Below are 26262 nucleotides of genomic sequence, written 5' to 3'. Positions count from 1 at the left end.
CCGGCCTTCGGCGGTACGACGCCAACGCTCTTCAGGATTCGGGACAGGAAGCGTATGACCAGGCGTGACCGGCCTTGACCGCAACGCGTTGCGCCCGCATGCGAGCCAGGAAGGTTTCTCCGTCGAACGTCTTGGGATGACCGGAGGCCTCCCCGGCGTCCAGCGCGTCATGCAACACGCGCACCTGTGCGTTGCATGATTCGGGCGGCCGCCATCTCGCTCGCATGGTGTCGCTATCGGAACATCGCTCCGACAGCCCGCCGGCGTCGACGTACTCGACAACGTGATCGTCTGGAGAAACAGGCGCTTTTCTCGACATGATTCACTTCGTTTGAGCACGATGGGCATATACCAAGGCCAGGTACATGCCGTCTGTCATGACTGGGAGCGGATTGTGAATGCCCGGCCCCAACCTCGCGTCGCATCCTCCATCACACCAGAAACGCCTCGGCCAACTTCACCCAGTACGACGCGCCAGTCGGCAGCACCGCATCGTTGAAGTCGTAGCCGGGGTTATGCACCATGCAGCCGCCCTCCCCGTCGCCGTTGCCGATGATCAGATAGCAGCCCGGCCGTTTCTCGAGCAGGAACGCGAAATCCTCGCTGCCGGTGAGCGGCACCATCCCGTCGATCAGATTGGCTTCGCCGCCCCATTCGCGTGCGACGCCGCGCGCGAACGCCGTCATCTCCGCATCGTTCACGAGCACCGGATAGCGGCGCTGGTAGTCGATCGTCGCGGTCGCGCCGAACACGGCCGCCTGCGCATGGACGACCTCCTTGATGCGCGTTTCGAGCAGGTCGCGCACGTCGGGCTTCAGCGCGCGCACCGACAGGCGCATCTGCGCGCGATCGGGAATCACGTTCGGCGCGTCGCCCGCGTGGATCGCGCCGACCGTGATGATCGCCATGTCGAGCGGCGACACGTTGCGCGACACGATCGTCTGCAACGCCAGCACGATCTGCGCGCACACGACCACCGGATCGATCGCCCGGTGCGGCACCGCGCCGTGGCCGCCGCGGCCCTGCACGTCGATGACGACGGTATCCGACGACGCCATGAACGGCCCCGGCAGGAAACCGAACTTGCCGGTCGGGAAGCCCGGCATGTTGTGCATCGCGAAGATCGCGTCACACGGAAATTGCTCGAACAGCCCTTCGTCGAGCATCTTCTTCGCACCGCCGAGCCCTTCCTCGGCCGGCTGGAAAATCAGGTTCAGCGTACCCGAGAAGCGGCGTTCGCGCGCGAGGTGCTTCGCGGCCGCGAGCAGCATCGCCGTGTGACCGTCGTGGCCGCACGCGTGCATCTTGCCCGCGATCGTGCTCTGGTACGGCAGGCCCGTCGCTTCGTGGATCGGCAGCGCGTCCATGTCGGCGCGCAGGCCGAGGCGCTGCGCGCCATCGCCCACTTTCAACTGCGCGACGACGCCGGTGCCGCCGAGCCCGCGATGCACGGCGTAGCCCCACGACTGCAACTGCTCGGCGACGAGCTCGCTCGTCGCGAATTCCTCGAAACCCAGTTCGGGATGCGCATGGATGCGGTGCCGGATCTCGATCATTTCGTCGGCGAGGCCTGCGGGGATCACGCTGTGCGTCACGGTGTCGTCTCCTGTTGTGCAGTGGGGAATGTGCAGGCAAGGATAGTGCGTTGAACAGCAACCGGACAGACAGAAAGTCGTCGTGGCAGCAACCACTGATTGCCGGTCGGATCGCGCACGCAGGGGACGAAGCGTGGCCCTCGCGAGCGCTATGCCGTCCGGACGACTGCCGCTGGCGATCGGCACGCACGACACTGTGTGTTCAGCTTCGAATTTTCATGCGGAGGGGATCGTTGGGTGTCGCTCAACAATCTGTAATAATCCATTTACATCAAATGGTTGGGAACGTTTGTTCATTTTTTGACGAATGTACATTTTTTGTGTACGCTGACAAAACAGTGAACAAGCGATCCTCCGTGATGCCCGCAAACGCTCCTCTTCCGATATCGGAACAGCACGTGCTCGATGAGGCCTGTGCCGCGTTCGCGCGCGCGACCCGGCGCTTCGCTGCGCGGCCCGTGCGCGTGCCGGCGACGTACCGGGCGCGCGCCGACGCAATGATCCGCTTCGACATCGCCGGGCAGACTATCGAGATGCCGGCGGCCGTGAGCATCGGCGTCGAATCGCTGCAGGGCGCGCTCGCGGCGCTGCGTCGCCGCGGCGGCACGCCGGCGCCGGGCGAGCGGCCGCTGATGCTGGTCGCGCCTTATTTTTCCGCCGAACTGGCCGCCCGCCTGATCGAGCACGACATCCCGTTTCTCGATACCGCCGGCAATGCGAGCCTGATCCAGCCGGAGGCCACCGTGATGATCGCCGGTCGGCCGAAACCTGCCCGCACGCCGCGCCGTCAGGCGTCACGCGCGACCACGCCGAAGGGGCTCGCCGTGATGTTCGCACTCGCGACGCAGTCGGGCCTCGTCGCGCAGCCGTATCGGGGGATTGCCGCCGCGTCGGGCGTCGCGCTCGGCACGGTCAACCTTGCGATGGACGATCTGATCGCGCGCGGCCTCGTCGCGCAACGGCGCAACGGCGAGCGCCTGATTCCCGACTGGCCGCGCTTCGTACAGGAGTGGGTCGCGCTCTACCCGAGCCGCCTGCGCGCGAAGTTGCCGGCCCGGCGGTTTGCCGCGATCTCGCCAGACTGGTGGCGCGACTTCGATTTCGCGTCCTTCGATGCGCAACTCGGCGGCGAACCCGCGGCCGATCTGCTGACTCACGATCTGAAGCCCGCCACGATCACCGTCTATACGCACGGCGCCGTGCCGAACCGCCTGCTGCTGCAAGGCCGCATGCGTCCGGACGAACGTGGCGACGTCGAAATCCTCGAAGCGTTCTGGCCGCGCTCGCCGGCGCTCGACTGGCGCGAGCAGGATGTGCCGCTCGTGCCGCCGCTTCTGATCTATGCGGATCTCGTCTCGTCCGGAGACAGCCGCAACCTTGCCGCCGCCGCGCAGCTCCATGACCGATACCTCGCCCACCCGCCCGCTTGAAATCGATGCGAGCCGGCCGCTCGAGCCGGCGGCGGTCGCGCTGCTGCAAGCGGTCGGCGCGGCCTGCGCGCATCTCGACGCGGCCTTCGTCGTGGCCGGTGCGACCGCGCGCGACATTCTGATGTGGCACGTGCACGGCATCCGTCCGGTGCGTGCGACGCGGGATGTCGACGTTGCCGTATGCGCGGTGAGCTGGCCGTTTCACGCGCAGCTCGTCGATGCGCTCGTCGCGACCGGACAATTCGCGCACGCGCCGAAGCATCAGCAGAAGCTGCTGTTCGACAGCGGCACGCCGGGTTTTCGCACCGAACTCGATCTCGTGCCGTTCGGGCCGCTCGAAACGCCGCCCGGGGAAATCGCGTGGCCGCCCGGCGGCGAGTTCGTGCTGAACGTGCTGGGTTTCCAGGAGGCGGTCGATACGGCACTGCCCGTGTCGGTCGGCGCGGGCGTCGTGGTGCCGGTGGCCAGCCTGCCGGCGCTCGTGCTGCTGAAGCTGCTTGCGTGGAAGGACCGGCGCGCGCGCCAGAACAGCGACGCGTACGACCTGCTGTTCCTGCTCACGCATTTTCACGACGCGGGTAATCGCGAGCGCATCTGGGACGTCGCGCCCGATCTGGTGGAACGACATGGTTTCCAGCCGGAGCTGGCGGCGGCGGCGTTGCTGGCGCGCGATGCGAAACGGATTGCGTTGCCGCATACGCGCGACGCCATTCACGCGCTGCTAGCCGACGAAACGATGTACGCGATGCTCGGGCAGGACCTGCTGGCACGTGCGTTCGCGCTGTTGCCGGGTGAGTTCGACGACGACGCGGACCGGTATCTCGACGCGTTCCGTGACGCCTTTCTTGCCGGCCCACCCGCCCGCCGCGTGTGACGTGACGCAGCCCGGCAAGCGGACGACGCTGCCGCGCGTCGGGGTCAAGCCACCCAGTCTTCGACGGGCAACCCCGCGACACGACTGAATTCGCGGCCGTTGTTCGTGACCAGCACCGCGCCGGCCGCGATCGCATGTCCGGCGATCGACGCATCGTTCGCGCCGATCGGCGTGCCGCGTAGGGCGAGATCCGCCCGAATCGCGGCGGTAGCGTCGACTGCCGCCGAATCCCACGACAGCACACCATCCAACCGCGAAACGAAGGCCGTCACGAGTTCCGCATGCTTCGGCGACGCTTTCTTGCCCACCGCGCCAAAGCGCATCTCGGCGTAGGTCACGGCCGACACGACGATCCGGTGCTGTGCGTTGACGCACGACTGCAACCGCGACAGCACCACGGGCGGCCGCTCGCGCATGATGAACGAACAGATATTCGTATCGAGCATGTAGAGCGTGGTCACCGGTTGGACTCCGACGGCGCGTCGGCATCGCCGGACAGGTCGAAGCGACCGGACTCGATGACGGCCGGGCGTTCGGCCAGGAAATCGGCATCGGCCAGCGGTTCGTTCGCGAACGACAGCCACGTGGGACGTACCGGCCGCAACAGCAGCGTGTCGCCCTCGCGGCGGATCTCGAGTTCCGTGACACCCTCGAACTCCATGTCCTTCGGGATGCGGATTGCCTGGTTACGGGCGTTCTTGAAAATGGAAACAGTGCGCATGAGCCACTCCATGGGAGTACGATGCGCCCATTCTAAACATATGCTGGCATATGTCAATTTGTCGGGACGCGCATTCGCGGTTGCGTCCCACGTTGTCGCGGATGTCTGATTCATGCTGCCGGCCTGTCGTCGATGAGAGGAGCGATCCATTCTTCACGACGCAGGCCGCGCGGTCCATATACCGGACGGCCGATGCATGCGCATCGCCAGGCTACGCAGGCCGTCGCACCGACGCCGCGCGCCCGCCTCGTCACGGCAACCGGAAAGTGTCAAAGAACGTATCGCGCTCGATCACCGTGAGCGCCGCGCGCTTGTGCGGGAAATCGAATTCCTTCAGCGTGTAGAACCCGAGCCGATGCATGTACGCGATATGCCGCACGTGATCGACGCGCGGCTCGCCGACGAGCCGCTGCGTACGCGGTTCGTCGACGAACATGTAGTGCAGCACCCCGCTCCACCACGCATGCAGCTTGCCGGCGCTCTGGAACCGCGAGTCGCCGATCAGCAGGTGCAGCCCGCGATCGTAGTCGTGCGCGTCGTAGAACGGCGCGAGGCGGTCCTCCTTCGCCCAGTAGAACTCGAAATAGCCGAACGGCGTGTCGTCGAAATAGCCGATCATCGGGTGCATGTGCGGATCGGCCAGCCGTTCGGCGAGATACGCCGCATGCTCGTCGCGCGTGCCGCGCTGGTCCCAGAAATGCGCGACGCGGTCGAGGTTCATCCAGCCGCTGAACAGGTCCGCGTGCGCGTCGATGTCGACGGTGCGCAGGCTGAACGTCATCCCGACCTGCGGCATCGCGCGCGCATAGATCTCGCCGGCCGGCGACGGCGGCCGCACCGGATGCCGGTGGCCGTTCGTGATCGCGTAGCGCAGCGGCATCCCGCCCGACGCAGGCGCCTTCAGCCACGGCCGCGGGTTCTGCCAGAACGTCGTGCGCGACACGGTGAGCCGCAGCGCGTCGCCCGCGACCTGCGCGCCGTCGATCACGCCTTCGCGCACCGCCCGCGCGACGTACGAGGCCACGGCCGCCGCATCGGCGCCGCCGAGCGGCACCGTGATCGTCGCCGCGTCGTGCCGCGTGTCGGTGTTGAACAGCGCCACTAACGTCGGGAGCAGCGCGTCGGGCGCGTCGTCGGGCCGCCATGCGTCGAGCGCATGCTCGACGACCGCCGCCGCCTGCCCGTGCGCGGCGCCGTCGAGTGCGGCGGCCACTTCACCTTCGACGGCGTCGGCGGCGCCGGCCGGTTTCGTCAGCGTGTCTTGCATCACAATGCTCCCGCGTCGTGGCGATCGGCGAGCACATGCAGCCCGCGCTCGAGCGCCGGAAACAGGCTGCGCTGGAAGTTGTTCCAGCGCAGTTCGAGAATCGTGTCGTCCGGCGCGATCGGCGTGTCGAGCACGTCGCAGATCACCTCGCCGGAATCGATACCGTTGTCGACGTAGTGGAACGACGCGCCCGTCATCGTCACGGGTTCGATGGACGACGTCGCGCCGGTGGCCCAGTCGACCCGTTCGCCGCGCGCGCCGTGCAGCGCGTCGAGCGTCGCCCACGCGCCGCGCCGCTGGTACGGCGAATCGTCGGCGGTGATGCCCGGGTGGATGTTCGCGATGCGCCGGTGAAAGCGCGCGCCCGGCCGCACGAGTTCGTCGAGGATCACGAGCAGCCCGTCGAGCACGACGACGTCGGCGTCGAGTTCGAGCAGGCGCTCGAGCAGGCGGCGCTCGAACGCCTGTTTGCCGGCCACGCGCTCGCGCGCGTCGCGCGGCAGCCGCCGGTACGTCGACGGGATCGAACAGAACAGCTCGTCGACCGGCCGGCCCTGCACCGTCAGCCCTTCCGGCAGGATCCACGGGCGGCCCGGCGTGCGCGCGAAGCCGTAATCGGCCACTTTCGCGCGGTCGGCCGGCGAGCTTTCGTCGTCGTCGACGATCACGCCCTGGAGCGTGTAGCGTTCGCCGAGCGGCGAATCGTTCAGGCGCTCGACGAGGAATTCGAGCGGCGCCTTCATGTAGCGCGTGCCGCCGCGATAAGCGACCGGCTGGCCGGCGCGATCGGCCGCGCCGTTGCGCAGCGACTGGATGTAGACGAGATTTTTCTTCGGCATGGAGGCGTCGTGGAAAAAAGCGGACGAAGGCGCCGCGGCCGGCCTGCCCCGGCTACGAAGGCCGGCCGGCGAGCCGCGGCGCGCGACGTCACCAGTTGTATTTCGCGGTGGCGATCACCGTGCGGTCGGTCCCGAAGATGCAGACGTTGTTCGACTGGCAACCGCTGATGTAATGGCGGTTGAACAGGTTCGTCCCGTTCACCGCGAAGCGCCAGTTGCGCATGTCGTAATGCAGGCCCGCGTCGAACAGCGTGACGCTCGATACCGTCAGCGAGTTGTCGGCCGCACCGGCCGACGCGCTCTGGTAGCGAATGCCGCCGCCGAGGCCGAAGCCGGCGAGCGGCCCCGTGTACCAGGTCCAGTCGGTCCACAGCGACGCCATCTGGCGCGGACGCGGAATGTCGACCGGCCAGTTGTTCAGCGAAACGTCGTTGGCCTGCACGTTCTTCACGTCCTGATAGACGTACGACGCGATCACCGACAGGTTGCGCGTGACCTTGCCGGTCGCGCTCAACTCGATCCCGCGCGAACGCACTTCGCCCGTCTGCACCGACTTCGTGCCGGTCGGGTCCTGGCTCGGCAGCGCCGACGTGAGCACGTTGGTCTGGTTGATCTGGTAGATCGCCGCGTTCAGCATCAGGTTCTTGCCGGGCGGCTGCCAGCGCAGGCCGGCTTCGATCTGCTTGCCGCGCGTGGGCTGCGGCAGTCCGCCGCCGACCAGGTTCACGCCGATCAGCGGATTGAACGACGTCGCGTAGCTGACGTACGGCGACAGCCCGTAGTCGCCCTGGTACGTGAGGCCGACGCGGCCCGTGAACGCCGTCACGTCGGCCTTCGTCGACGTGCCGGCCGCGCGGTCGTCCTGCCGCATGTTGACCCAGTCCTCGCGGCCGCCGAGCGTCAGCGTCCAGCGGTTCCACTTGATCTGGTCCTGCGCGTACAGGCCGAACGTGTTCAGCGTCGTGTACGTGTTGGTGCGGAACGTCGCGTCGGGCGTGAACACCGCCGTCGTGACCGGCTGGTACACCGGGTTGTAGATGTTCAGCGGCGGTGCGGCGGCGAGCCACTCGCTGTCGGTCGCGGTCTGCCGGTTGTACTGGAAGCCGAGCAGCAGCGTGTGCTGCAGCGGGCCCGTCGCGAAGCGGCCCTCGAGGTTGTTGTCGATGTCGAAGCGGCTGTAGTTCATCTGGAACACGCCGGCCCAGCGCGACACGTCGGTCGTGCTGCCGTCGACGAAGCCGTTGCCGAACACCGAGCCGTTGTCGAGCGACAGGTGCATCAGCCGCGTATTCTGGCGGAACGTCCAGGCCGGCGTCAGGTTGCGCTCGAACTGGTAGCCGACCGACCACTGCTTCTTGCGGTAGTAGTTGAAGCTGCCGTCGCCTTCGTAGATGTCCTTGTTGATCTGGCCGTTCGGGTTCGGCAGCACCGTGCCCTGCGCGGGCAGGAAGTTCGACGAGATGTCGCCCCAGTCCTGCAGGTAGGTCGCGGACAGCGTCAGCGACGTATCCGCGTCCGGGCGCCAGCGGAACGACGGCGCGAGCGCGACGCGCTGGTCGTTGTTCGGGCCCGTCATGGCGTTGCCGTCGCGCGCGACGCCGACGAACCGGTACGCATACTTGCCGTCCGGATCGAGCTTGTCGCCGACGTCGATCATGAACTGCTTGCGCGCGTAGTTGCCGATCTGCACGCCGGCTTCGCGCACGCGCTCGCCGTCGGCGAGCTTGGTGTGCACGTCGATGATCGCGCCCGGATCGCCCGCGCCGTACAGCACCGAGGTCGGCCCGCGCAGCACGCTGATGCTGTCGATCATGTACGGGTCGACGCGCCAGCTCGCGAGGTTGATCGTGTTCGGCACCTGCAGTCCGTTCACGTAGGCGGTCGGCGTGAAGCCGCGCAGCGCAGCGTACCAGTCGGAGCGGTTGTCCGACCCGTACGACGAGAAGCCCGGCACGTAGCGCAGCGCCGCGTTCACGTCGGTGGCGCCGGTCATCTCGATCTGCTGCGCGGTGACGACGTTGATCGTCTGCGGGATCTCGTTGAGCGGCGTGTCGGTCTTGGTGCCGGTCGTGCTGCGCTTCGCGACGAGTCCGACCGTGCCGTCGCCGGCCGAGGCCGCGTTGACGGTGATCGCCGGCAGCGTGCCGTTCTGCGCGGTGCTCGACGTTGACGTCGTCGCGCCGCTTTGCGCACTGCTGGCCGACGCCGCGGCGCCCGCGTTCACGGCCGGCGCCGTCTGCGCGTACGCGTGCCCTGCCGCCGCCGTACCGAACGCGACGCTTGCCGCGGCTGCGATCGCACGCAAACGCGTGCCTGTTGCCCACTCCATCTTCTTCTGCTCCACTTTTTTCATGCGGTCTCCGACCGCGCCTTTGTCAAAGAGCGAAAGCCATCCGGCCCGCGCTCACCCCGTTGTTCGGTCGTTTTTCGTGCGTGGCCCGCGCCGCGCCTTCGTCGTGCGCGGGTGCGATCCCGTCCTCGAGCGACGCGCAGATCTCGTCGGCGCGGCGCGCCAGTACCGACAGCAGCGTGTCGGACAGGCCGTGGCTGTCTTCGCAGCAGCCTTGCAGGTAGATGCGCGGCGCGAAGTGCTCGGGCGTCGCGAGCAGGTAGTCGCGCGTGACGTCGCCGCGCGTGAGCGCATCGCCCAGGTGCGGTGCGAGCCCTTCGAGCAGCGCCGAATGCGTGTCGCGGCGGTAGCCGGTCGCGAGCACGAGTGCGTCGAAACGCTCGACGCGCGTGGCGCCGCTCATCCGGTCGCGCAGCGTCAGCTCGATGCGGCCGTCGGCGGTGCGCACCGCGGCCTCGATCGCGCTGTTCGCGAGCAGCGCATGACGCGGCGTGCCGTCGATGCGCTGCAGATAGAGCATTTCGTAGATCTGCTCGATCAGCGGCCGGTCGACCACCGCGTAGTTCGTGTCGCGATAGCGCTCGAGCAGCGCGCGGCGCGCGTCGTGCGGCTGCGCATAGACGACGTCGGTGAATTCGGGGCTGAAGATTTCGTTGACGAACGGGCTGTCGTCGGCCGGCTTCAGCGCGCCCGCGCGCATCACGAGGCTCGCGTCGACGTGCGGGAAGCGGCGCGCGAGGTCGATGAACACCTCGGCCGCGCTTTGCCCCGCGCCGATCACCGCGACGCGGCGGCGCTCGCCGTCGGGCGACGCGACGAGCCGGTCGATGTCGGCCAGATACGTCGACGAATGGATCACGCGGTCGCGGCCGAGCGCGGCGAACGCATCGGGAATCGCCGGCGTGCCGCCGACGCCCACCGACAGCGCGCGCGTGACGCGCTGGCGCTCGTGGCCGGCCGCGTCGCGCGACAGCACGCGCAGCGCGTCGATCTTCGCGCCGTCGCCGCGCACGGGTTCGATCCCGAGCACGGTCTCGCTGTAATGGACGCGATCGTCGAACGCGTCGGCCACCCAGCTCAGGTAGTCGTGGAATTCGACACGGGTCGGATAGAAGTTCTTCAGGTTGATGAATTCGTTCAGCCGGCCGCGTTCGAACAGGTAGTTGATGAACGTGTAGCGGCTTTTCGGATCGCGCATCGTCACGAGATCCTTCAGAAACGAGATCTGCATCCGGCAGTCGTCGAGCAGCATCCCGCGATGCCAGCCGAACTCCGGCTGGCGCTCGATGAAGCAATGGGCGAGCGTGTGCGCGCCGCCGCGCTCCGCGAGGCGCACGGCCAGCGCCAGATTCGACGGCCCGAAGCCGACGCCGATCAGGTCGAATACGGTTTCTCTCTGCATGTCTCAGCTCCCTTTATCGGTGAATCCGGCCCGTCAGACGTGACGGCCGGAGAAGAACGTCTCGCGCAGCGTGCGCATCCACAGCGGCTGCGCGTCGGCCAGCGCGAGACGGCGCTGCCGCGCGAAGCCATGCCGCGCGAGATGGTCGGCAACCCGCGTGTGGCCGGCCGGAACGGCACAGCCGACCGCTTCGGTACGCAGGTCGTCGAGAAACAGGTAATGCACGACGGACGGCAGCCAGCCGGCCACGCGGTGCGCACCGCGCCAGCGCGGCTCGCCGACCAGCATCCGCAGCCCGCGGTCGTAGTCGCGCGCCGCGACGTGCGGCGCGAGCGCGTCCTCCTTCAGCCAGAACGCTTCGAAATACGCGAACGGCTCGTCGTCGAAACAGCCGACCAGCCGCGTCACGTGCGGATCGGTTTCCTGCGCGCCTTCCGCGCCGCGTGGCGCGGGCTGTGCGCCGGGCCAGCCGTCGCGCACACGCGGCTCGTCGAACCAGCGCGCGAGCCGCTCGGTGTCTTCCGCCGGCTGCCAGCCGCGCAGCGTGAAGCGCACGCCGAGCGCCGGCAGGTCGCGCGCATAGACGTCGCCGCGCGGTGCGGGCGGACGGCGCGGATGACGCCGGCCGTCGGTGATCGTCGGCAGCGTCGCGCACGGCAGCGCCGCGCCGACGCGCCAGGTCGGCCTGCTGCGCCCAGCCGTCGCGCAGGCAGCGGCCGCCGTCGGCCAGCACGCCGCTCGCGCGCAGCGCGTCGAGCGCGACCGCCGGCCATGCGGCCGGGTCGAGCCGAATCGCCGCGTGGCGCGCGCTGTCCGAGAACGCCGCGGCGAGTGCGGCCAGCAGCGCCCGCCGCTGATCGGCCGGCGCCGCGCGATGGTTATAGGCGACGAGGCGCAGCGCGCCGTCGTCGCCGAGCTGCGCGCGCAGCAACTGCGCGCCGATACCGTCGCCCTGCGCGACGCGGATCTCCGCGCCGTCGCGCGCGGCGAACAGGCCGTCCGCGAACGCGAGGCGGTAGGTATCGAGCATCGTGAATCCGTCCGGGCGCACTTCAGCCAGCATGGCGCGCCTCCTGTCCCGTTTCCGCTTGCGCATCGAGCCGCGCGCCGAGCGCCGCGAGCGTCGGCGCCGCGAACACGTCGGCGACCGTCAGCGCATGACCGGCACGACCGGCCACGTCGACGAAGCGCACGACGTCGAACGACGTCGCGCCGGCTTCGAACAGGTCTGCATCGGCCTCGGGTGCGGCCGTCGCGAACGTGTCCGACCACAGCGCGGCGAGCGCGGCGGCCGCATGGGACGACATTGCATGGGGCTGGGTCGCGGCGCCGGCGCGTGCGCCGGACGCAGCGTGTGCGGCTGCGTGCTTATCAGGTGCGCCGAGCGCCGCCTCCGACGCGCCGGCGAACCGCGCGACTTCGTCGTGATACAGATCGACGAGCGTCTCGACGAAATCGCGCGCGAGCAGTTCGTCCGCATACGAGAACGCGGCGCTCACGCGGCCATCCGGATGCTCGACGACGTCCAGCTCCAGCGTGAACACGACGCGATGGCGCACGTCGTCGAATCCGGCCAGCGACAGACCGGCCCAGTCGCGTGCGGCGGCGCCGGTCGGGCGCAGGTAGTTGAACATCACCTGGAACAGCGGATTGGCCTGCGCGGCGCGCGGCGCACGCAGCGCGGCCACGACGTCGGCGAACGGCACGTCGGCATGCGCATAGGCGGCAAGCGCCGTGTCGCGCACTTGCGCGAGCACGTCCGCACGGCGCGCGGACGGGGCGATCCGCGTGCGCACGACGACCGAGTTGATGAACAGGCCCAGCGCGGCGCGGGCCGCGTCGCCCGTGAGTTCGCGCGTCGACGCGAGCACGCCGACCGGCTGGTCGGCCGCGCCCGTCGCGCGGAACAGCGCGGTGTTGAGCGCCGCGTGCAGCAGCATCGGCAGCGTCGCGTGCGAGGCCGACGCGGCGTCGCGCGCGGCGCGAATCAGTGGCGCATCGAATTCGAATGCGATGCGGGCCGCGCGCCATTGCGGCACGGCCGGCGCATCGGTGCGCTGCGGCAATATGCGCGACGGCAGATCGGCGAGCGCATCGCACCAGTACGCGACGCGCGCCGGATGGCACGGCGCGGGCAGCACGAGCGGTGGCGCGGCCGGTTCGACGGCTTCACCGGCCGGCACGGCGCTGCGCTGCACGCGGGCGACATAGCGGGCGCGCACCGCGTCGAGCCACAGCTCGATCGATTCGCCATCCGACACGATGTGGTGGATCGTCACCGACAGCACGTGATCGTCCGCACCGAGCCGCAACACGCGGGCGCGCCACAGCGGCGCGTCGGTCGCGAGGTCGAACGGGGCGAGCGCATCCGCGTCGGTCAGCGCGGTCGCGCGAGCCAGCGCATCGGCTTGCGCCGACAGGTCGATCACCGGCAGATCGACGGCAACGTCTGCGTCGATCCGCTGGCCCGGCAGCGCGCCGTCGCGGACGACGAGCCGCGCGCGCAGCGCCGGATGCCCGGCGGCGGCATCCGCGAACGCGGCGCGCAGCGCATCGACATCGAGCGGGCCGCGCACGCGCAGCGCGACCGGAATGTTGTATGCGGCGCTGTCCGGCTGCGCGCGCCACAGGAACCACAGGCCGAGCTGCGCGGGCGACAGCGGCCACACGCCGTGCGCGTCCGGTTTGGCCATGGCGACGCCCGGCGCCGTGGCGCCGGTATGCGCGGCGCGCGGCGCATCGGCCACCTGCCGCGCGTATGGCGCGAGCACGGGCGCCTCGAACAACGCACGCACCGGCACGTCGCGGCCGAGCCGCTCGGCCACGCGCGTCGCGACGCGCACGGCTGCAAGCGAATGGCCGCCGAGGTCGAAGAAGTGATCGCCGCGGCCCACGCGTTCGAGGTTCAGCACGTCGCACCAGATCGCCGCGAGCGCGGCTTCGTCGCCGTCGTGCGGTGCCTCGTACGCACGTTCGACCCGCACCGGCGCCGGCAACCGCGCGCGGTCGACCTTGCTGTTCGCGTTGCGCGGCAGCGCGTCGAGCACGATCAGTTGCGCGGGCACCATGTAGTCGGGCAGCGTGCGGCGCAGGTGCGCATCGAGCGTCGCGGCTTCGACCGGCTGCGCGGCCGCCTGCGCTTCGGCGGTCAACTCGACATACGCGACGAGTTGCGCGAGCGCGCCCTGTCCGTGCACGACCGCGCAGGCTTCGCGCACCGCGTCGTGCGCGGCGAGCTGCGCTTCGATTTCGCCGAGTTCGATGCGCAGGCCGCGCAGCTTCACCTGATGATCGACGCGGCCGATGAAATCGAACACGCCGTCCGCGCGGCGCCGCACGAGGTCGCCGGTCCGGTACAGCCGCGCGCCCGGCGCACCATACGGATCGGGCACGAAACGCTCGGCCGTCAGCGCCGGCCGGTCGAGGTAGCCGCGTGCGACGCCGATGCCCTCGCCGCCCAGATACAGTTCGCCGATCACGCCGACCGGCAGCGGATGCAGCCGCGCATCGAGCACGTGCGCGGTGCGCGCGCCGACCAGCGTACCGATCGGCAGATACGCGGCGTCGCCGAGCTTCGCGAGATCGTCGCCGGGACGGAACATCCACAGCGTCGGCGTGATGACCGTTTCGGTCGGGCCGTAGCCGTTGACCACGCGCACGTTCGGCAGCGCGCGGCGCAGCATCGCGAACGCCTCGCGCGACGTCGCCTCGCCGCCGACGGTCAGCGAACGCAGCGTCGGCGGCGCGCCGTGCACGAGCGCCCATTCGGCGAGCTGGGCCGCGCAGCCGGGCGGCACGTAGGTCATCGTCACGCCGTCGCGGATCATCATCGCGCAGGTCTGCGCGGGCGGCCACAGCACGTCGGCCGTCACCGACACGGCGGCGCCCGACATGTATTGCGAAAACCAGCCTTCGTGCGCGCCGTCGAAATTGACCGACTGGAACAGCAGGAACACGTCGTGCTCGCCCGCACCGTAGCGCTCGGCGATCGCCGCGCAATGCAGCGCGAACGACGCGTGGTCGACGATCACGCCCTTCGGCTTGCCGGTCGAGCCCGACGTGTAGATCGCATACGCCGCATGACCGGGCAGCACGTCCGGCAGCGCGACGTGCGCGGCTTCGTCGAGCGCGGCGATTTCGTCCGCGCGCCAGATGCGCAATTCAGGCAAGTCGGGCAGCGACGCGGCGCTCGCGGCGTCGGTCAGCACGTGCGCAATGGCCGCATCGCCGACGATCTGCGCGAGCCGTTCGCGCGGATGAGCCGGATCGAGCGGCACGAACGCGGCGCCCGACTTCAGCACCGCGATCAGCGCGACGAGCAGGTCGACCGAGCGCTGCAGCGCGACGCCGACGCGCATCTCGGGCCGCACGCCGGCCGCCACCAGATGGCGCGCCAAACGTGCGGCACGGGCATCGACCTCGCCGCGCGTCAACGCGCGATCGATATCGGCGACACCGCGTGCGTCGGGCCGCGCGTGCGCATGGGCGGCGATGCGTGCATGCACCGGTACGAACGGCTCGGCGGCGGTCGCGCCGGCCGGCGCGTTCCACGCGAAGAGCTGCGCGCGTTCGTCGGCGGGCAGCCAGTCGAGATCGCCGATCGGCAGATCGGGGCGCGCGAGCGCATCGGTCAGCAGCGTGACGAAGCGCGCGGCCAGCCGTGCGATCGCATCCGCGTCGAACAGGTCGAGCGCGTAGATGAAGGCGGCGTCGAACGTGCCGTCCGGCGTCGCTTCGACGGACAGCGTCAGGTCGAATTTCGCGGACGGCGTGCCCGACGGCAGCAGCGCGGCCGACGCCGCGCCGAGCGGCGGCAGCGCGCGGCGTTCGCCATACGCGGCCATCACCTGGAACAGCGGATGGTGGCTCGCGCTGCGCGGCACGCCGAGCGCGTCGACCACCTGCTCGAACGGCACGTCCTGGTGCATCTGCGCATCGACGAGCGCACGCTGCGTACGCGCGATCAGCGACGAGAAATCGCCGTGCGCGGGCACGTCGACGTCGATCGCGAGCGTATTGACGAAGAAGCCGATCAAGCCGGCGACTTCCGCGCGCTCGCGGTTCGCGGCCGGCACGCCGACGCAGATCCGCGCGTCGCCGGTCGCGCGCGCCAGCAACGCATCGAGCGCGGCGAGCAGCACCGCGAACGGCGTCGCGCCGGACGCGGCCGCGAACGCGCGCAACCGCGCAGCGACGCGCGCGTCGAGCGAAAACACATGGCGCGCGCCGCGCGCACTGCGACGGGCCGGCCGTGCGGTCGCGCCGGGCAGCGTCAGCACGCCGCGCTGCGGATCGAGCCGTTCGCGCCAGAACGCGAGCTGACGGTCGCGCTCGCCGGCATCGAGCCAGCGGCGCTGCCACAGCGCGTAGTCGGCGTACTGAATCGGCAGCGGCGCGAGCGTCACCGGTTCGCCCGACGCATACGCGCGATAGAACGCCGCAAGCTCGAACAGCATCACGCCCGACGACCAGCCGTCCGACACGATGTGATGGACGGTCAGCGCGAGCCAGTGATGCGTCGCGTCGAAGCGCACCAGATGCGCGCGCACGAGCGGCGCCGTGCCGAGATCGAACGGCTCGGCTTCGTCGGCCGTCGCGACGGCTTCCGCGCGTGCCGCGCGCTGCGCGTCCGGCAACGCTTCGAGATCGGTTTCGCGCCACGGGCAGCGCAGCGGTGCGTGGATCGTCTGCGCGACGCCGTCCTGCGCTTCGTCGAAGGTCGTGCGCAGCGCCTCATGGCGCGCAATCAACGCGTCGCATGCAAGACGCAGCGCGTGCACGTCGAGCGGCCCCGTCAGCGCGAGGCGCTCGGTGATGTGATACGCGTCCGGCGCATCGATCAGCCGCGCGTGCAGCCACAGCCGCGTCTGCGCGAACGATGCCGGCACGCGATCGCTGCGCGGCGTGCGCGGCGGGATCGGCAGCACGCGGAAGTCGATGCCGGCCGCGCCGAGCTTGTCGATGAAGACCGCACGCTGCGCGTCGGGCAGTTGCGCGAAACGCGTCGCGAGCGCGAGCCAGTCGGGTTGAACCTTCGTCATCCGTCGTCCTTATTGGGTTTCCAGTTCGCCGAGCAGCGCGTCGATCGCGCTCGCCGCATCGGTCGCGCCGCGTGCCGCGCAGGCCACGTCGATCGCTTCCGCGCAGCGCGCCAGCGTGCGCGTGTCGAACAGCGTGCGCAGCGGCAGCGCGAGCCCCCAGTGCAGGTTCGCCTGCGCGTGGGCCTGCGTCGCGAGCAGCGAGTGGCCGCCGAGCAGGAAGAAATCGCCGTCGCGGCCGATCGCGTCCACATGCAGCACGCGCTGCCAGATGTCGGCGAGCGCGCGCTCGGTATCGGTCGCGAGTTCGACGGCTTCGGTCGCTTCGCGCACCGGCGCGGGCAGCGCATGGCGGTCGCATTTGCCGTTCGGCGTGACCGGCAATGCATCGAGCTCGATCAACTGCGACGGCACCATGTACGCCGGCAGTTGCGCGCGCAACGCACCGAGCAGCGCCGCACGGTCGAGCGGGCCCGCGTCGCCGCGCGCGACATAGCCGATCAGTTGCGCGTCGCGCACGACCACGACCGCATCGTTGACGCCCGGCGCCGCGCGCAGCAGCGCCTCGATCTCGCCCGGCTCGATCCGCTGGCCGCGCAGCTTCACCTGCGTGTCGACGCGGCCGAGGTAGTCGAGCGCGCCGTCCGCGCGCCGGCGTGCGAGGTCGCCGGTGCGGTACATGCGGGCGCCTGGCACGAACGGATCGGGCACGAACCGCTCGGCAGTCAGCGCCGGACGGCCGAGATAGCCGCGTGCAAGGCCCGCGCCCGCGAGATACAGTTCGCCGGTCGCGCCGGCCGGCACCGGCTGCCACGCGGCATCGAGCACGTGCAGTTGCAGGTTCGCGATCGGATGGCCGATCGGCACCGCGACCGCCTGCGCGTCGTCGGGGCCGCAGGTCCAGTGCGATACGTCGATCGCGGCCTCGGTCGGCCCGTACAGGTTCACGAGCGTCGCGTTCGGCAACAGGCGCGCCATCTTCGCGACGAGCTCGGGCGCCAGCGCCTCCCCGCTCGCGACGATCAGGCGCACGCTGTCGCATTGCGCGGCGGCCGAGAAATCGTCGAGATGCGCGGCGAACGCGGCCAGCATCGACGGCACGAAATGCAGCACCGTCACGCCGTGCGCGTGGATCGCGGCGGCCAGGCGCGCCGGGTCGCGGTGATCGCCCGGCGCGGCGATCGCGAGCTTCGCGCCGATCGCGAGCGGCCACACGAATTCCCACACCGACACGTCGAAGCCGAACGGGGTCTTGTGCAGCACGACGTCGTCGCGCGTCAGCCGGTACGCGTGCTGCATCCACGCGATTCGGTTCGCGAGCGCGCCGTGCGTGTTGCCGGCGCCCTTCGGCTTGCCGGTCGAGCCGGACGTGTAGATCAAGTACGCGAGCTGCGCGTCGTCGATCGCGGCGGCTTCGTGGTCGATTTCGCGCGCTTCGTCGGCCAGCAAGTCCGCGACCGTCAGCAATTGCGTATCGGCGCCCTCGCCCAGCGCGGCCTCGACCTGCTCGCGCAGATGCGCCTGCGTGATCGCGACGGCCGGCCGCGCGTCGCGCAGCAGGTACGCAATGCGCTCGGCCGGATAGTCGGGATCGACCGGCAGGTACGCGGCGCCGGCCTTCAGCACGCCGACGAGCGCCATCACCATGTCGAACGAGCGCTCGACGCACAGCGCGACGGGTGTGTCGGGCTGCACGCCGCGCCGGCGCAGTGCGGCGGCGATGCGCGACGTCGCGGCGTCGAGTTCGCGATAGGTCGCGCGCTGCACGCGGCCGTGAGCGTCCGCGTATTCGAGCGCGGTCGCGTCGGGTGTCGCCCTTGCCGCGTCGGCGAATTGCAGGTGCAGCGGCTGCCGCTGTTCGGACGGCCAGACATGTGCGGTGTGCTGCGCATGCACGAGCGTATCGCGGGTCGCATCGTCGGCGATCGACAGCGTGCCCAGCAGCGCGTCCGGCGTACGGGCCAGCGCATCGAGCGCGCAGGCAAACGCGCGATGCCAGGTCTCGACCTGACGCGCGTCGACGCGTGCGGTGTCGTAGCCGTAGTCGATCGTCAGTTCGGCGCCGCTTTCGATTACGAGCGTCAGCGCGAAATCGGTCGCTTCGATGCTGCGTATGCCGCTCAACGCCAGCGCGCGCGGATCGGCGTCACGCACCGACTCGTCCACCGGATAGTTCTCGAACACGACCAGCGTGTCGAACAGTGCGCCGCCCGACCCGCGCGCCCAACGCTGGATGTCGGCGAGCGGCGTGTGCGCGTGTTCGGCGGCCGCCGCGTTCTCGCGTTGCAGCGCTTGCAGCCAGTCGGCCGCACGTTGCTGCGGCGCCGGCGCGGTGATGACCGGCAGCGTGTTGATGAAGAGGCCGAGCACCGAGTCGACGTCCGCAAGCGCATCGGGGCGGCCGGCGACGGTCGCGCCGAACGCGACGGCCGGCTGGTGCGTCATCCGCTGCAGCGCGAGCGCCCATGCGCCCTGCACCAGCGTGTTGACGGTCAGCTTCAGCGCGCGGGCGGTTTGCGCGACGCGCGCCGTCGTGTCGGCGTCGAGCGTCGCGCGCCACGTGACCATCTCGGCATCCGCGCGATCGGCCGTGCGCTCCGCGATCAGCGTCGGTGCATCGAGCCGCGCCAGGCGGTCGGTCCAGAAGCGCTCGTCGGCGTCGCGGTCGCGCGTGCCGAGCCATGCGATGAAATCGCGATAGCGCAGCGCCGGGCGGCTCGCGAACGGCGACACGGCGTCCGGGTCGCGGTAGTCGCGCAGCACGTCGGCGAGCAGGCCCGCGGTGCTCCAGCCGTCGAGCAGCACGTGGTGGCGCGTCCAGACGACCCGCCACGCATCGTCCGTCACGCGGATCAGCGTGAGCCGCATCAGCGGCGGCGCGCGCCAGTCGAAGCCGCGCGTGCGGTCGGCCGCGAGCCATGCGTCGAAATCGGCGTCGAGCGTGTCGCCGCGCGTGCGCCAGTCGAGTTGCTCGACCGGCATGCGTGCGTGCCGATGCACGCATTGCAGCGGCGCGGCTTCGTCCGGCATCACGCTCGTGCGCAGGATGTCGTGACGCGCGACGGACGCGTCGAATGCGGCCGCGAGCCGGTCGGCGTCCAGCGCGGTCGCGGTCGCGACGAGCTGGTTCACGTAGCTCGCGTGGCCGGGCGCGAACAGCGCATGGAACAGGATGCCCTGCTGCATCGGCGACAGCGGATACACGTCGTCGATCGCGCGCCAGTCGAGCGGCGCGCGTTCGATCGCGGCCTGCGTGAGGCCGGCGGCCTGCGCGAGCGGGAAATCGCCCGGCGTCGCGCCGGCGCCGCGATGCGCGACGCGCGACACGCATGCATCGACGAGTTCGCGCAGCGCGGTCGCGAAGCGTTCGGCGAATGCGTCGATCGTCGCGCGTTCGAATTGCGGCGCACCGTAGACCCAGTGCACCTTCAGCGTGCGCGCGCCGTCGCCGTCCGTGTCGAGGTACGCATGGATCGCGAGCGTATTGCCGAGCGGGCCTCGAGGATCGCGCTCGACGCCGGTGCCGCCGAAGCGCGGGACGAGCGTCGCGTCGCGCGGCGCGTCGAACTGGCCGAGATAGTTGAACGTGACGCGCGGACGCGGCACGGCGGCCAGCGCCGCACGCGTGGCCGCATCGCCGTAGTGCGCGAGCACGCCGAAGCCGAGCCCCTTGTGCGGCACCGCGCGCAGCGTGTCCTTGACCGCGCACAGCGTGTCGCGGGCCGTGGCTGCGACCGGCAGCGTCACCGGGTAATGGCTCGTCAGCCAGCCGATCGTGCGGCTGGCATCCGCGTCGTCGAACAGCGCTTCGCGGCCGTGCCCCTCGAGTTCGACCCGGCACGATGCGGCACCGCGCGCGCCGGCCAGCGCGAGTGCGAGCGCCGCGCCGAGCAGCTCGATCGTCTGCGTGCGATAGGCCGCGTGCGCGTCGGTCAGTGCGGCGCGGGTCAATGTCGCGTCGATCGTCTGCACGACGACGGCCGCATCGGCGTTCGTCGCCGCTGCGTCGGGGTGATCGGGCGCGATGTCGTCGCCCTGCGCCGTGCCGGCCCAGTAGGCGGCTTCCGCTGCGAACGGCGACACCGGTTCCGTTGCCGCGCGGGCGAGCCGTGCGGCCCAGGCGTCCGCGCGCAGGCCCGGCTGCGACAGGCGGACCGGCGTGCGCTCGCATGCCGCGCGGTAGGCGGTGTCGAGATCGTCGAGCAGGATGCGCCACGACACGCCGTCGACGATCGCATGGTGAATCGCGAGATAGAGCCGCGTCGAACCGTCCGGCAGCCGTGCCGCGCATGCGCAGGCGAGCGGCCCGTTGCCGAGATCGAGACGGCGTTGCAGCGCGTCGAAGCGCGCCAGTGCATCGGCTTCGTCGCGTGCGGCGACTTCGACGAACGGCAGCGCGTCGTACGGCTTCGCCGCATCGCTCGCGTGCCACGTGCCGTCGGCGGCGCATGCGAAGCGCTGGCGGAATGCGTCGTGATGTGTGAGCAACGCGTCGAATGCGCGCGCGAATGCGTCCGCGTCGAACGCGCCGCGCACGTCGAACGACACCGACTGGTTCCAGTGGCCGCGATGCGGGATATCGAGCGCGAAGAAGCGCTGTTGTGCGGGCGTCAGGATCGGCTTGGCAGCCGGCGTGGCCGTTGCAGGCGCAACCGCAGGGTGCTGCGCGGTGACGGCCGTGTCATCCGTTTTCGCGACGCGCGCGAGTTCGGCGACGGTCGGCCCGTCGAACAGCTGCTTCGGCGTGAAGCGGACACCGCGCTTGCGCGCCCGGGCGATCACCTGCAGCACGAGGATCGAGTCGCCGCCCAGTTCGAAGAAGTTGTCGTCGCGGCCGACCTTCGGCGCCTTCAGCACGGCCTGCCAGACATCGGCAAGCACCGTTTCGACCGCGCCTTGCGGTGCATCGCCGGACGCAACCGCAACCGGCACGGCGGCCAGTTCGCGCAATGCCGCGCGATCGATCTTGCCGTTCGCGGTCACCGGCAGACGCGCGAGCGAGACAAACTGCGCGGGCACCATGTAGTCGGGCAGCGTCGCGGCCAGCGCGGCGCGCACCGCGGCTTCGTCGAACGCCGCGCCGTCGCGCATCACGACGAACGTCGCGAGCCGCAGGCGGCCATCGTGCTCGATCGCGAGCGTCTCGGCCTGCGCGATCGGGCCGGCCGCGCGCACGGCCGCACTCACCTCGCCCGGCTCGACGCGGTAGCCGCGAATCTTCACCTGATCGTCGATGCGGCCGAGGAATGCCAGACGGCCGTCCGTGCGCAACCGCACGCGGTCGCCCGTCCGATACAGCCGCGCGCCCGGCGTGAAAGGATCGGGCACGAAGCGCTCCGCCGTTTGCGCGGGCCGGCCGAGGTAGCCGCGCGCGACGCCCGGCCCGCCCAGATACAGCTCGCCGGTCGCGCCGGCCGGCACGCACGCGCCGAACGCGTCGAGCACCAGCGCGCGCGCATTCGGCAGCGGCAGGCCGAGCGGCACGCCGCTCGCCGGATCGCGCGCGTCGGCGGCAATCGACGCCGTGTCGCACGCGATCGCGCCGACCGTCGCTTCGGTCGGCCCGTAATGGTTGATCACGCGGCAGGCCGGCGCGAGCGCGGCCAGCCGTGCGACGAGCGCCCACGTGAGCGTTTCGCCGCCCGTCACGAGCGCGTGGCGCGGCAGCACGTCGGCCGGCACGCGCGCGTCGAGCAGCGCCTGCAGGTGGCTCGGCACGATCTTCAGCACGCCCACGTCGCGGCGGCGCATTTCGTCGGCGAACAGGTCCGGATCGAACGCGCACGCGGCCGGCAGCAGGTGCAGCGTACGGCCCGCGCACAACGCGCCGAACAGCGTCGTGTGGCCGAGGTCCGCGGCGACGGTCGACACCATCGCGAACGACGCGTCGGGCGCGAACGCGAGTTCGTCGAGCATCCCCTGCACGTAGTCGGCCAGCGCGCCGTGCGACACGACGACGCCCTTCGGCGTGCCGGTCGAGCCCGACGTGTAGATCAGGTACGCGCCCTGTTCCGGGTGCGGCGCGACGCGCATGCCGGCCGCATGGGCGAGCGTCGCGTCCTGCGCGAGCGCGTCGACGTCGAGCGGCTGCGTGTCGGTGCCGGCCGGCCACGCGGCCGGGTCCGCGACGAGCGCCCAGCGCGCGCCGCAGTCGGCGGCCGCCGCGGCGAGGCGCGCGGACGGTTGCGCCGGGTCGAGCAGCACGGCCAGCGCGCCGGCTTTCAGCGCGCCGAGCAGGCCGACGACGAACCGTGCCGAACGCTCGATGCAGACGACGACCGCCGCTTCGGCGGCGACGCCGCGTTGCGTCAGCGCCCGCGCGATGCGGTTCGATGCGTCGTCGAGTTCGGCGAACGTCAGCGAGGTCGATGCGTCAGAAAGTGCGACGCGATGCGGATAGGCAGCCGCCTGCCGCGCGAACGCGGCGACGATGTCGGCATGTTCGATGCGCAGCGCACGGCCGTCGCGCGGCTGGCGCGACGCCACCGATGCATCGCACGGCAGCGCGGCCGTCGTCGCGTGCGGTTCATGCGCGGCGGACGCGACGAGCGCCGCATAGCTGTCGAGCCACGCACGCGCGGTATCGGCATCGATGCAGTCGGTCGCATAGGCCGCGACCAGTTCGATCCCGTTCGCGTCGTCGGTGAAATCCAGCGCGAAATCGAAGCGCGCGGCGAGATCGGGCCCCGGCGTCGCGACCGCCGTGGCGCCCGGCAGCACGCTGTCGTGCCGTGCGTCGAACTGCTGCGCGAACTTCACGCGCAGCCATTCGTCGCCGCGCTTGACGGGCGGCTTCACCGCGTCGACGACGCGCTCGAACGGCACGTCCTGGTGCGCGACCGCGTCGAGCGCCGCGGTACGCGCCGCATCGACGAGCGCACGGAACGGCAGCGTCGGCGCCACGCGGACGCGCAGCGCGACCGTATTCAGGAAAAGACCCAGCAACGCACGCGTTTCGGGGCGCTGACGATGCGCGACCGGCACCGCGACGACGACGTCGGTTTCGCCGGTCAGTCGCGACAGCCATGCGTCGAGCGCAGCCAGCAGCACCGTGAAGACGGTCGCCTGCGCGTCGCGCGCGAGTTGCCGCACGTCGGCCGCGACCGCATCGGGCAGGCGCACCGATACGCGCGCGCCGTGCAGCGTGCGTGCGGCGCCCGGCTGGCGGTCGACCGGCAGCGCGAGCGGGCCCGGCACGTCGCACAACGCGCCGCGCCAGTAGTCGAGCTGGCGCTCGCCCTCGCCGCCGGCCAGCATGTCGCGCTGCCAGTCCGCGTAGTCCGCGTACTGGATCGGCAATCCGGGCAGCGACGGTTCGCGGCCTTCGGCATACGCGCAGTACGCAGCCGACAGTTCGTCGAACGCGCACCGCGAACTCCAGCCATCGGTGATCGCGTGATGCGCGGTCAGCAGCAGGCGGTGACGGTCGTCCGCGAGCACGACCAGCGTCGCGCGCAGCAGCGGGCCGCGCGCGAGGTCGAACGGTTCGGCCGCGTCGCGCTCGGCAAGACGCGCGGCTTGCGCGTCGCGGGCAGCCGGCGGCTGCTCGCGCAGGTCGACCGACGCGATCGACACCGGCAGATGCGCGTGAATCCGCTGCATCACGACGCCGTCGTCGTTGTCCACGAGTGTCGTGCGCCACGCTTCATGTCGGCCGATCACGTGATCGAGCGCGCGCTGCAGCGCGTCGCGGTCGAGCACGCCGTCGATCGTCCAGTGCGCGGCGATGTGATACGCCGCGCTTGCGTCGCGCGTTTGCGCGAGCACCCAGAAGCGTTGCTGGGCGAGCGATGCCGCACGATCGACGTACGTCGCACCCGACGCGGCCGCATCGGCCGGCGCGCGGCGCGCGGCAATCGCGGCCAGCGGTTCGCCGGTCTCGCGTTCCGCGCGGTCGACGATTTCGGCCAGTTCGGCGAGCGCCGGATCGGCGAACAGCGTGTCGAGCCGCAGGTTCACGCGCATGGCGGCACGGATCGCGGCCTGCAACTGCATCGCGGCGAGCGAATCGGCGCCCAGCGCGAAGAAACGATCGTCGCGCGACGGCGTGGCGTCGAGGCCCAGCAGCGTCTGCCAGAGGCCCGCGATCTGTTGTTCGGTCGGTGTGCGCGGCGCATCGCCCGCGGCTTGCGTCGTGTCGCGCGCGGCGGCAATCCGCTGGGCGGCAATCCGCTGGGCGGCAATCCGCTGGGCGGCAATCCGCTGGGCGGCAATCCGCTCGCGCAGCGCGGCACGGTCGAGCTTGCCGTTCAGCGTGTACGGCAACGCATCGCAACGCACGAACCCGTGCGGCTGCCACGCGGCCGGCAATTGCGCGGCCACATGCGCCTTCAATGCGGCATCGTCGGCCGCCGCGCGCAGCGCGACGCACGCGATCAGCCGCGTCGGCCCGTTGGCGGTGTCGGCCATCACGGCCGCGTCGGTCACGGCCGGGTGCGAGCGCAGGCACGCGGCGATTTCCGCCGGCTCTACGCGCACGCCGCGCACCTGGACCTGATCGTCGAGGCGGCCCAAATAATCGTATGCGCCGTCGTCGCGCAGGCGTGCCAGGTCGCCGGTGCGATAGACGCGCGCGCCGGGTTCACCGTCCGCATCGGGAATGAAACGCTCGGCCGTGAGCGCCGGGCGACCGTGATAACCGCGTGCGACGCACACGCCACCGAGCAGCAGTTCGCCCACCCCATCGGCGTCGGCGCCGTCGATGCACGCGACCCGCGGGCCGATCACGCGGCCGATCGGCAGCGACGCATACGCGTCGTCCGCGGCCAGCACCGGCGTCTCGCCCGGCTCGACCGGCCACAGCATCGGCGAGATCACGGCTTCGGTCGGCCCGTAACCGTTGATCAGGCGCACCGCCGGGAACGTGCGGCGCACGAATTCGAACGCCTGCTGCGGCAGCGCTTCGCCGCCGAACGCGAGCACGCGCAAGGCCGGCGGCACGCCGTCGCGCGCGGCGACGGCTGCGAATTCACGCAGGTACGCGGGCGGAAACGCGGCGACGTTCACGGCTTCGCGCACCATCAGCGCATGCGCGTCCACCGGCGCGAACGGCTGCGGCGGCGCCACGACGATGCCGGCGCCGACCGCGAGCGGCGCGAGCCAGCATTCGTGCGCGGCGTCGAAGTTGACCGACGCGAAATGCAGCAGACGGTCGCCGCCCTCGATCGGCAGCGCGGCCGCGAGCGCGTCGCAATGCGCGGCGAGCGGCCCGTGCTCGACGACCACCGCCTTCGGCGTGCCGGTCGAGCCCGACGTATAGATCATGTAAGCGGCCGAACGCGGATGCACGGTCACGATGTCGTCATCGAACACGTGATCCTGCGCGACGCCCGATGCTTCCACCGCTGCGTCGAACGCGTGTTCGAACGGCGTGCCGAGCGCCGCGCGGCCGGCGGCGTCGACGATGCCGTGCCGCAGTTGCGCGTCCTGCACGATCCAGTCGAGGCGCGCGGCCGGATGGCGCGGATCGAGCGGCACGAACACGCCGCCGGCCTTCAGCACGGCCAGCAGCGCGACGAACAGGTCGCCCGACCGCTCGACGCACACGCCGACCCGCACTTCGGCGCCGACGCCGGCCGCGCGCAGTTGCCGGGCGAGTTGCGACGCACGTGCGTCGAGCGCACCGCGCGACAGGCGCAGGTCGTTCTGGAAAGGCACCGCGATGGCGGGCGCGTCGGGCGCGATGCGCGCCAGTTCGCGGATTCGGTGATGCAGCGCAGTCGGGAAACTCGTCATGTGCGTGAAAT

The 26262-nt window shown here is 70.7% G+C and carries 12 protein-coding genes and 1 pseudogene; 2 read left to right on the top strand and 11 right to left on the bottom strand.

The annotated features are described in order from the left end of the window. Window positions 1–31: 31 nt before the first annotated feature. Window positions 32–319, bottom strand: a complete 288-nt coding sequence (locus JYG37_RS10320; RefSeq protein WP_080334191.1) for a type II toxin-antitoxin system ParD family antitoxin — start codon at window positions 317–319, stop codon at window positions 32–34. Window positions 320–431: 112 nt separating this feature from the next. Then, window positions 432–1595 (bottom strand): M20 aminoacylase family protein, encoded by a 1164-nt coding sequence (locus tag JYG37_RS10315; RefSeq protein ID WP_050012622.1) that lies wholly within the window; start codon window positions 1593–1595, stop codon window positions 432–434. A gap of 359 nt (window positions 1596–1954) precedes the next feature. On the opposite strand from JYG37_RS10315, the gene JYG37_RS10310 reads away from it, so the two are divergent. Further along, complete coding sequence (locus JYG37_RS10310) at window positions 1955–3025, top strand: type IV toxin-antitoxin system AbiEi family antitoxin (RefSeq protein ID WP_124652857.1); 1071 nt, start codon at window positions 1955–1957, stop codon at window positions 3023–3025. Further along, a complete protein-coding gene (locus JYG37_RS10305) occupies window positions 2994–3899 on the top strand; it encodes a nucleotidyl transferase AbiEii/AbiGii toxin family protein (protein WP_050012620.1) in 906 nt (301 codons plus the stop codon). The genes JYG37_RS10310 and JYG37_RS10305 overlap by 32 nt, the downstream gene beginning before the upstream one ends. 44 nt (window positions 3900–3943) lie before the next feature. Here the strand turns inward: JYG37_RS10305 and JYG37_RS10300 are convergent, their stop codons facing one another. The 9 genes and pseudogenes from JYG37_RS10300 to JYG37_RS10260 all read right to left on the bottom strand — a co-directional run bounded on the left by JYG37_RS10300 (window position 3944) and on the right by JYG37_RS10260 (window position 26251). Next, complete coding sequence (locus JYG37_RS10300) at window positions 3944–4360, bottom strand: PIN domain-containing protein (protein ID WP_089488429.1); 417 nt, start codon at window positions 4358–4360, stop codon at window positions 3944–3946. Then, the gene (gene vapB, locus JYG37_RS10295; RefSeq protein WP_050012619.1) at window positions 4357–4620 is read right to left on the bottom strand and encodes a type II toxin-antitoxin system VapB family antitoxin; all 264 of its coding nucleotides are present in this window, start codon (window positions 4618–4620) and stop codon (window positions 4357–4359) included. The genes JYG37_RS10300 and vapB overlap by 4 nt, the downstream gene beginning before the upstream one ends. 250 nt (window positions 4621–4870) lie before the next feature. Then, entirely contained in the window at window positions 4871–5887 is a 1017-nt protein-coding gene (locus JYG37_RS10290; protein ID WP_089488428.1) for a GNAT family N-acetyltransferase, read from the bottom strand. Further along, window positions 5887–6726: a formyltransferase family protein gene (locus JYG37_RS10285; protein WP_089488427.1), complete on the bottom strand. Its 840-nt coding sequence runs from the start codon at window positions 6724–6726 to the stop codon at window positions 5887–5889. The genes JYG37_RS10290 and JYG37_RS10285 overlap by 1 nt, the downstream gene beginning before the upstream one ends. Before the next feature lie 88 nt (window positions 6727–6814). After that, the gene (locus tag JYG37_RS10280) at window positions 6815–9055 is read right to left on the bottom strand and encodes a TonB-dependent siderophore receptor (RefSeq protein WP_332374522.1); all 2241 of its coding nucleotides are present in this window, start codon (window positions 9053–9055) and stop codon (window positions 6815–6817) included. 46 nt (window positions 9056–9101) lie between these two features. Continuing rightward, complete coding sequence (locus tag JYG37_RS10275) at window positions 9102–10478, bottom strand: lysine N(6)-hydroxylase/L-ornithine N(5)-oxygenase family protein (RefSeq protein WP_124556438.1); 1377 nt, start codon at window positions 10476–10478, stop codon at window positions 9102–9104. A 33-nt stretch (window positions 10479–10511) separates the two neighbouring features. After that, window positions 10512–11541 (bottom strand): annotated as a pseudogene (locus tag JYG37_RS35060) (GNAT family N-acetyltransferase). After that, entirely contained in the window at window positions 11531–16519 is a 4989-nt protein-coding gene (locus JYG37_RS10265; protein WP_213346076.1) for a non-ribosomal peptide synthetase, read from the bottom strand. The pseudogene JYG37_RS35060 and the gene JYG37_RS10265 overlap by 11 nt, the downstream one beginning before the upstream one ends. Window positions 16520–16528: 9 nt before the next feature. After that, window positions 16529–26251: a non-ribosomal peptide synthetase gene (locus tag JYG37_RS10260; protein WP_213346075.1), complete on the bottom strand. Its 9723-nt coding sequence runs from the start codon at window positions 26249–26251 to the stop codon at window positions 16529–16531. Between the last annotated feature and the right edge of the window lie 11 nt (window positions 26252–26262).

It is taken from the genome of Burkholderia sp. LAS2, assembly GCF_018417615.1.
Classification (GTDB): domain Bacteria; phylum Pseudomonadota; class Gammaproteobacteria; order Burkholderiales; family Burkholderiaceae; genus Burkholderia; species Burkholderia sola.
This window is presented reverse-complemented; position numbering and strand designations above follow the sequence as displayed.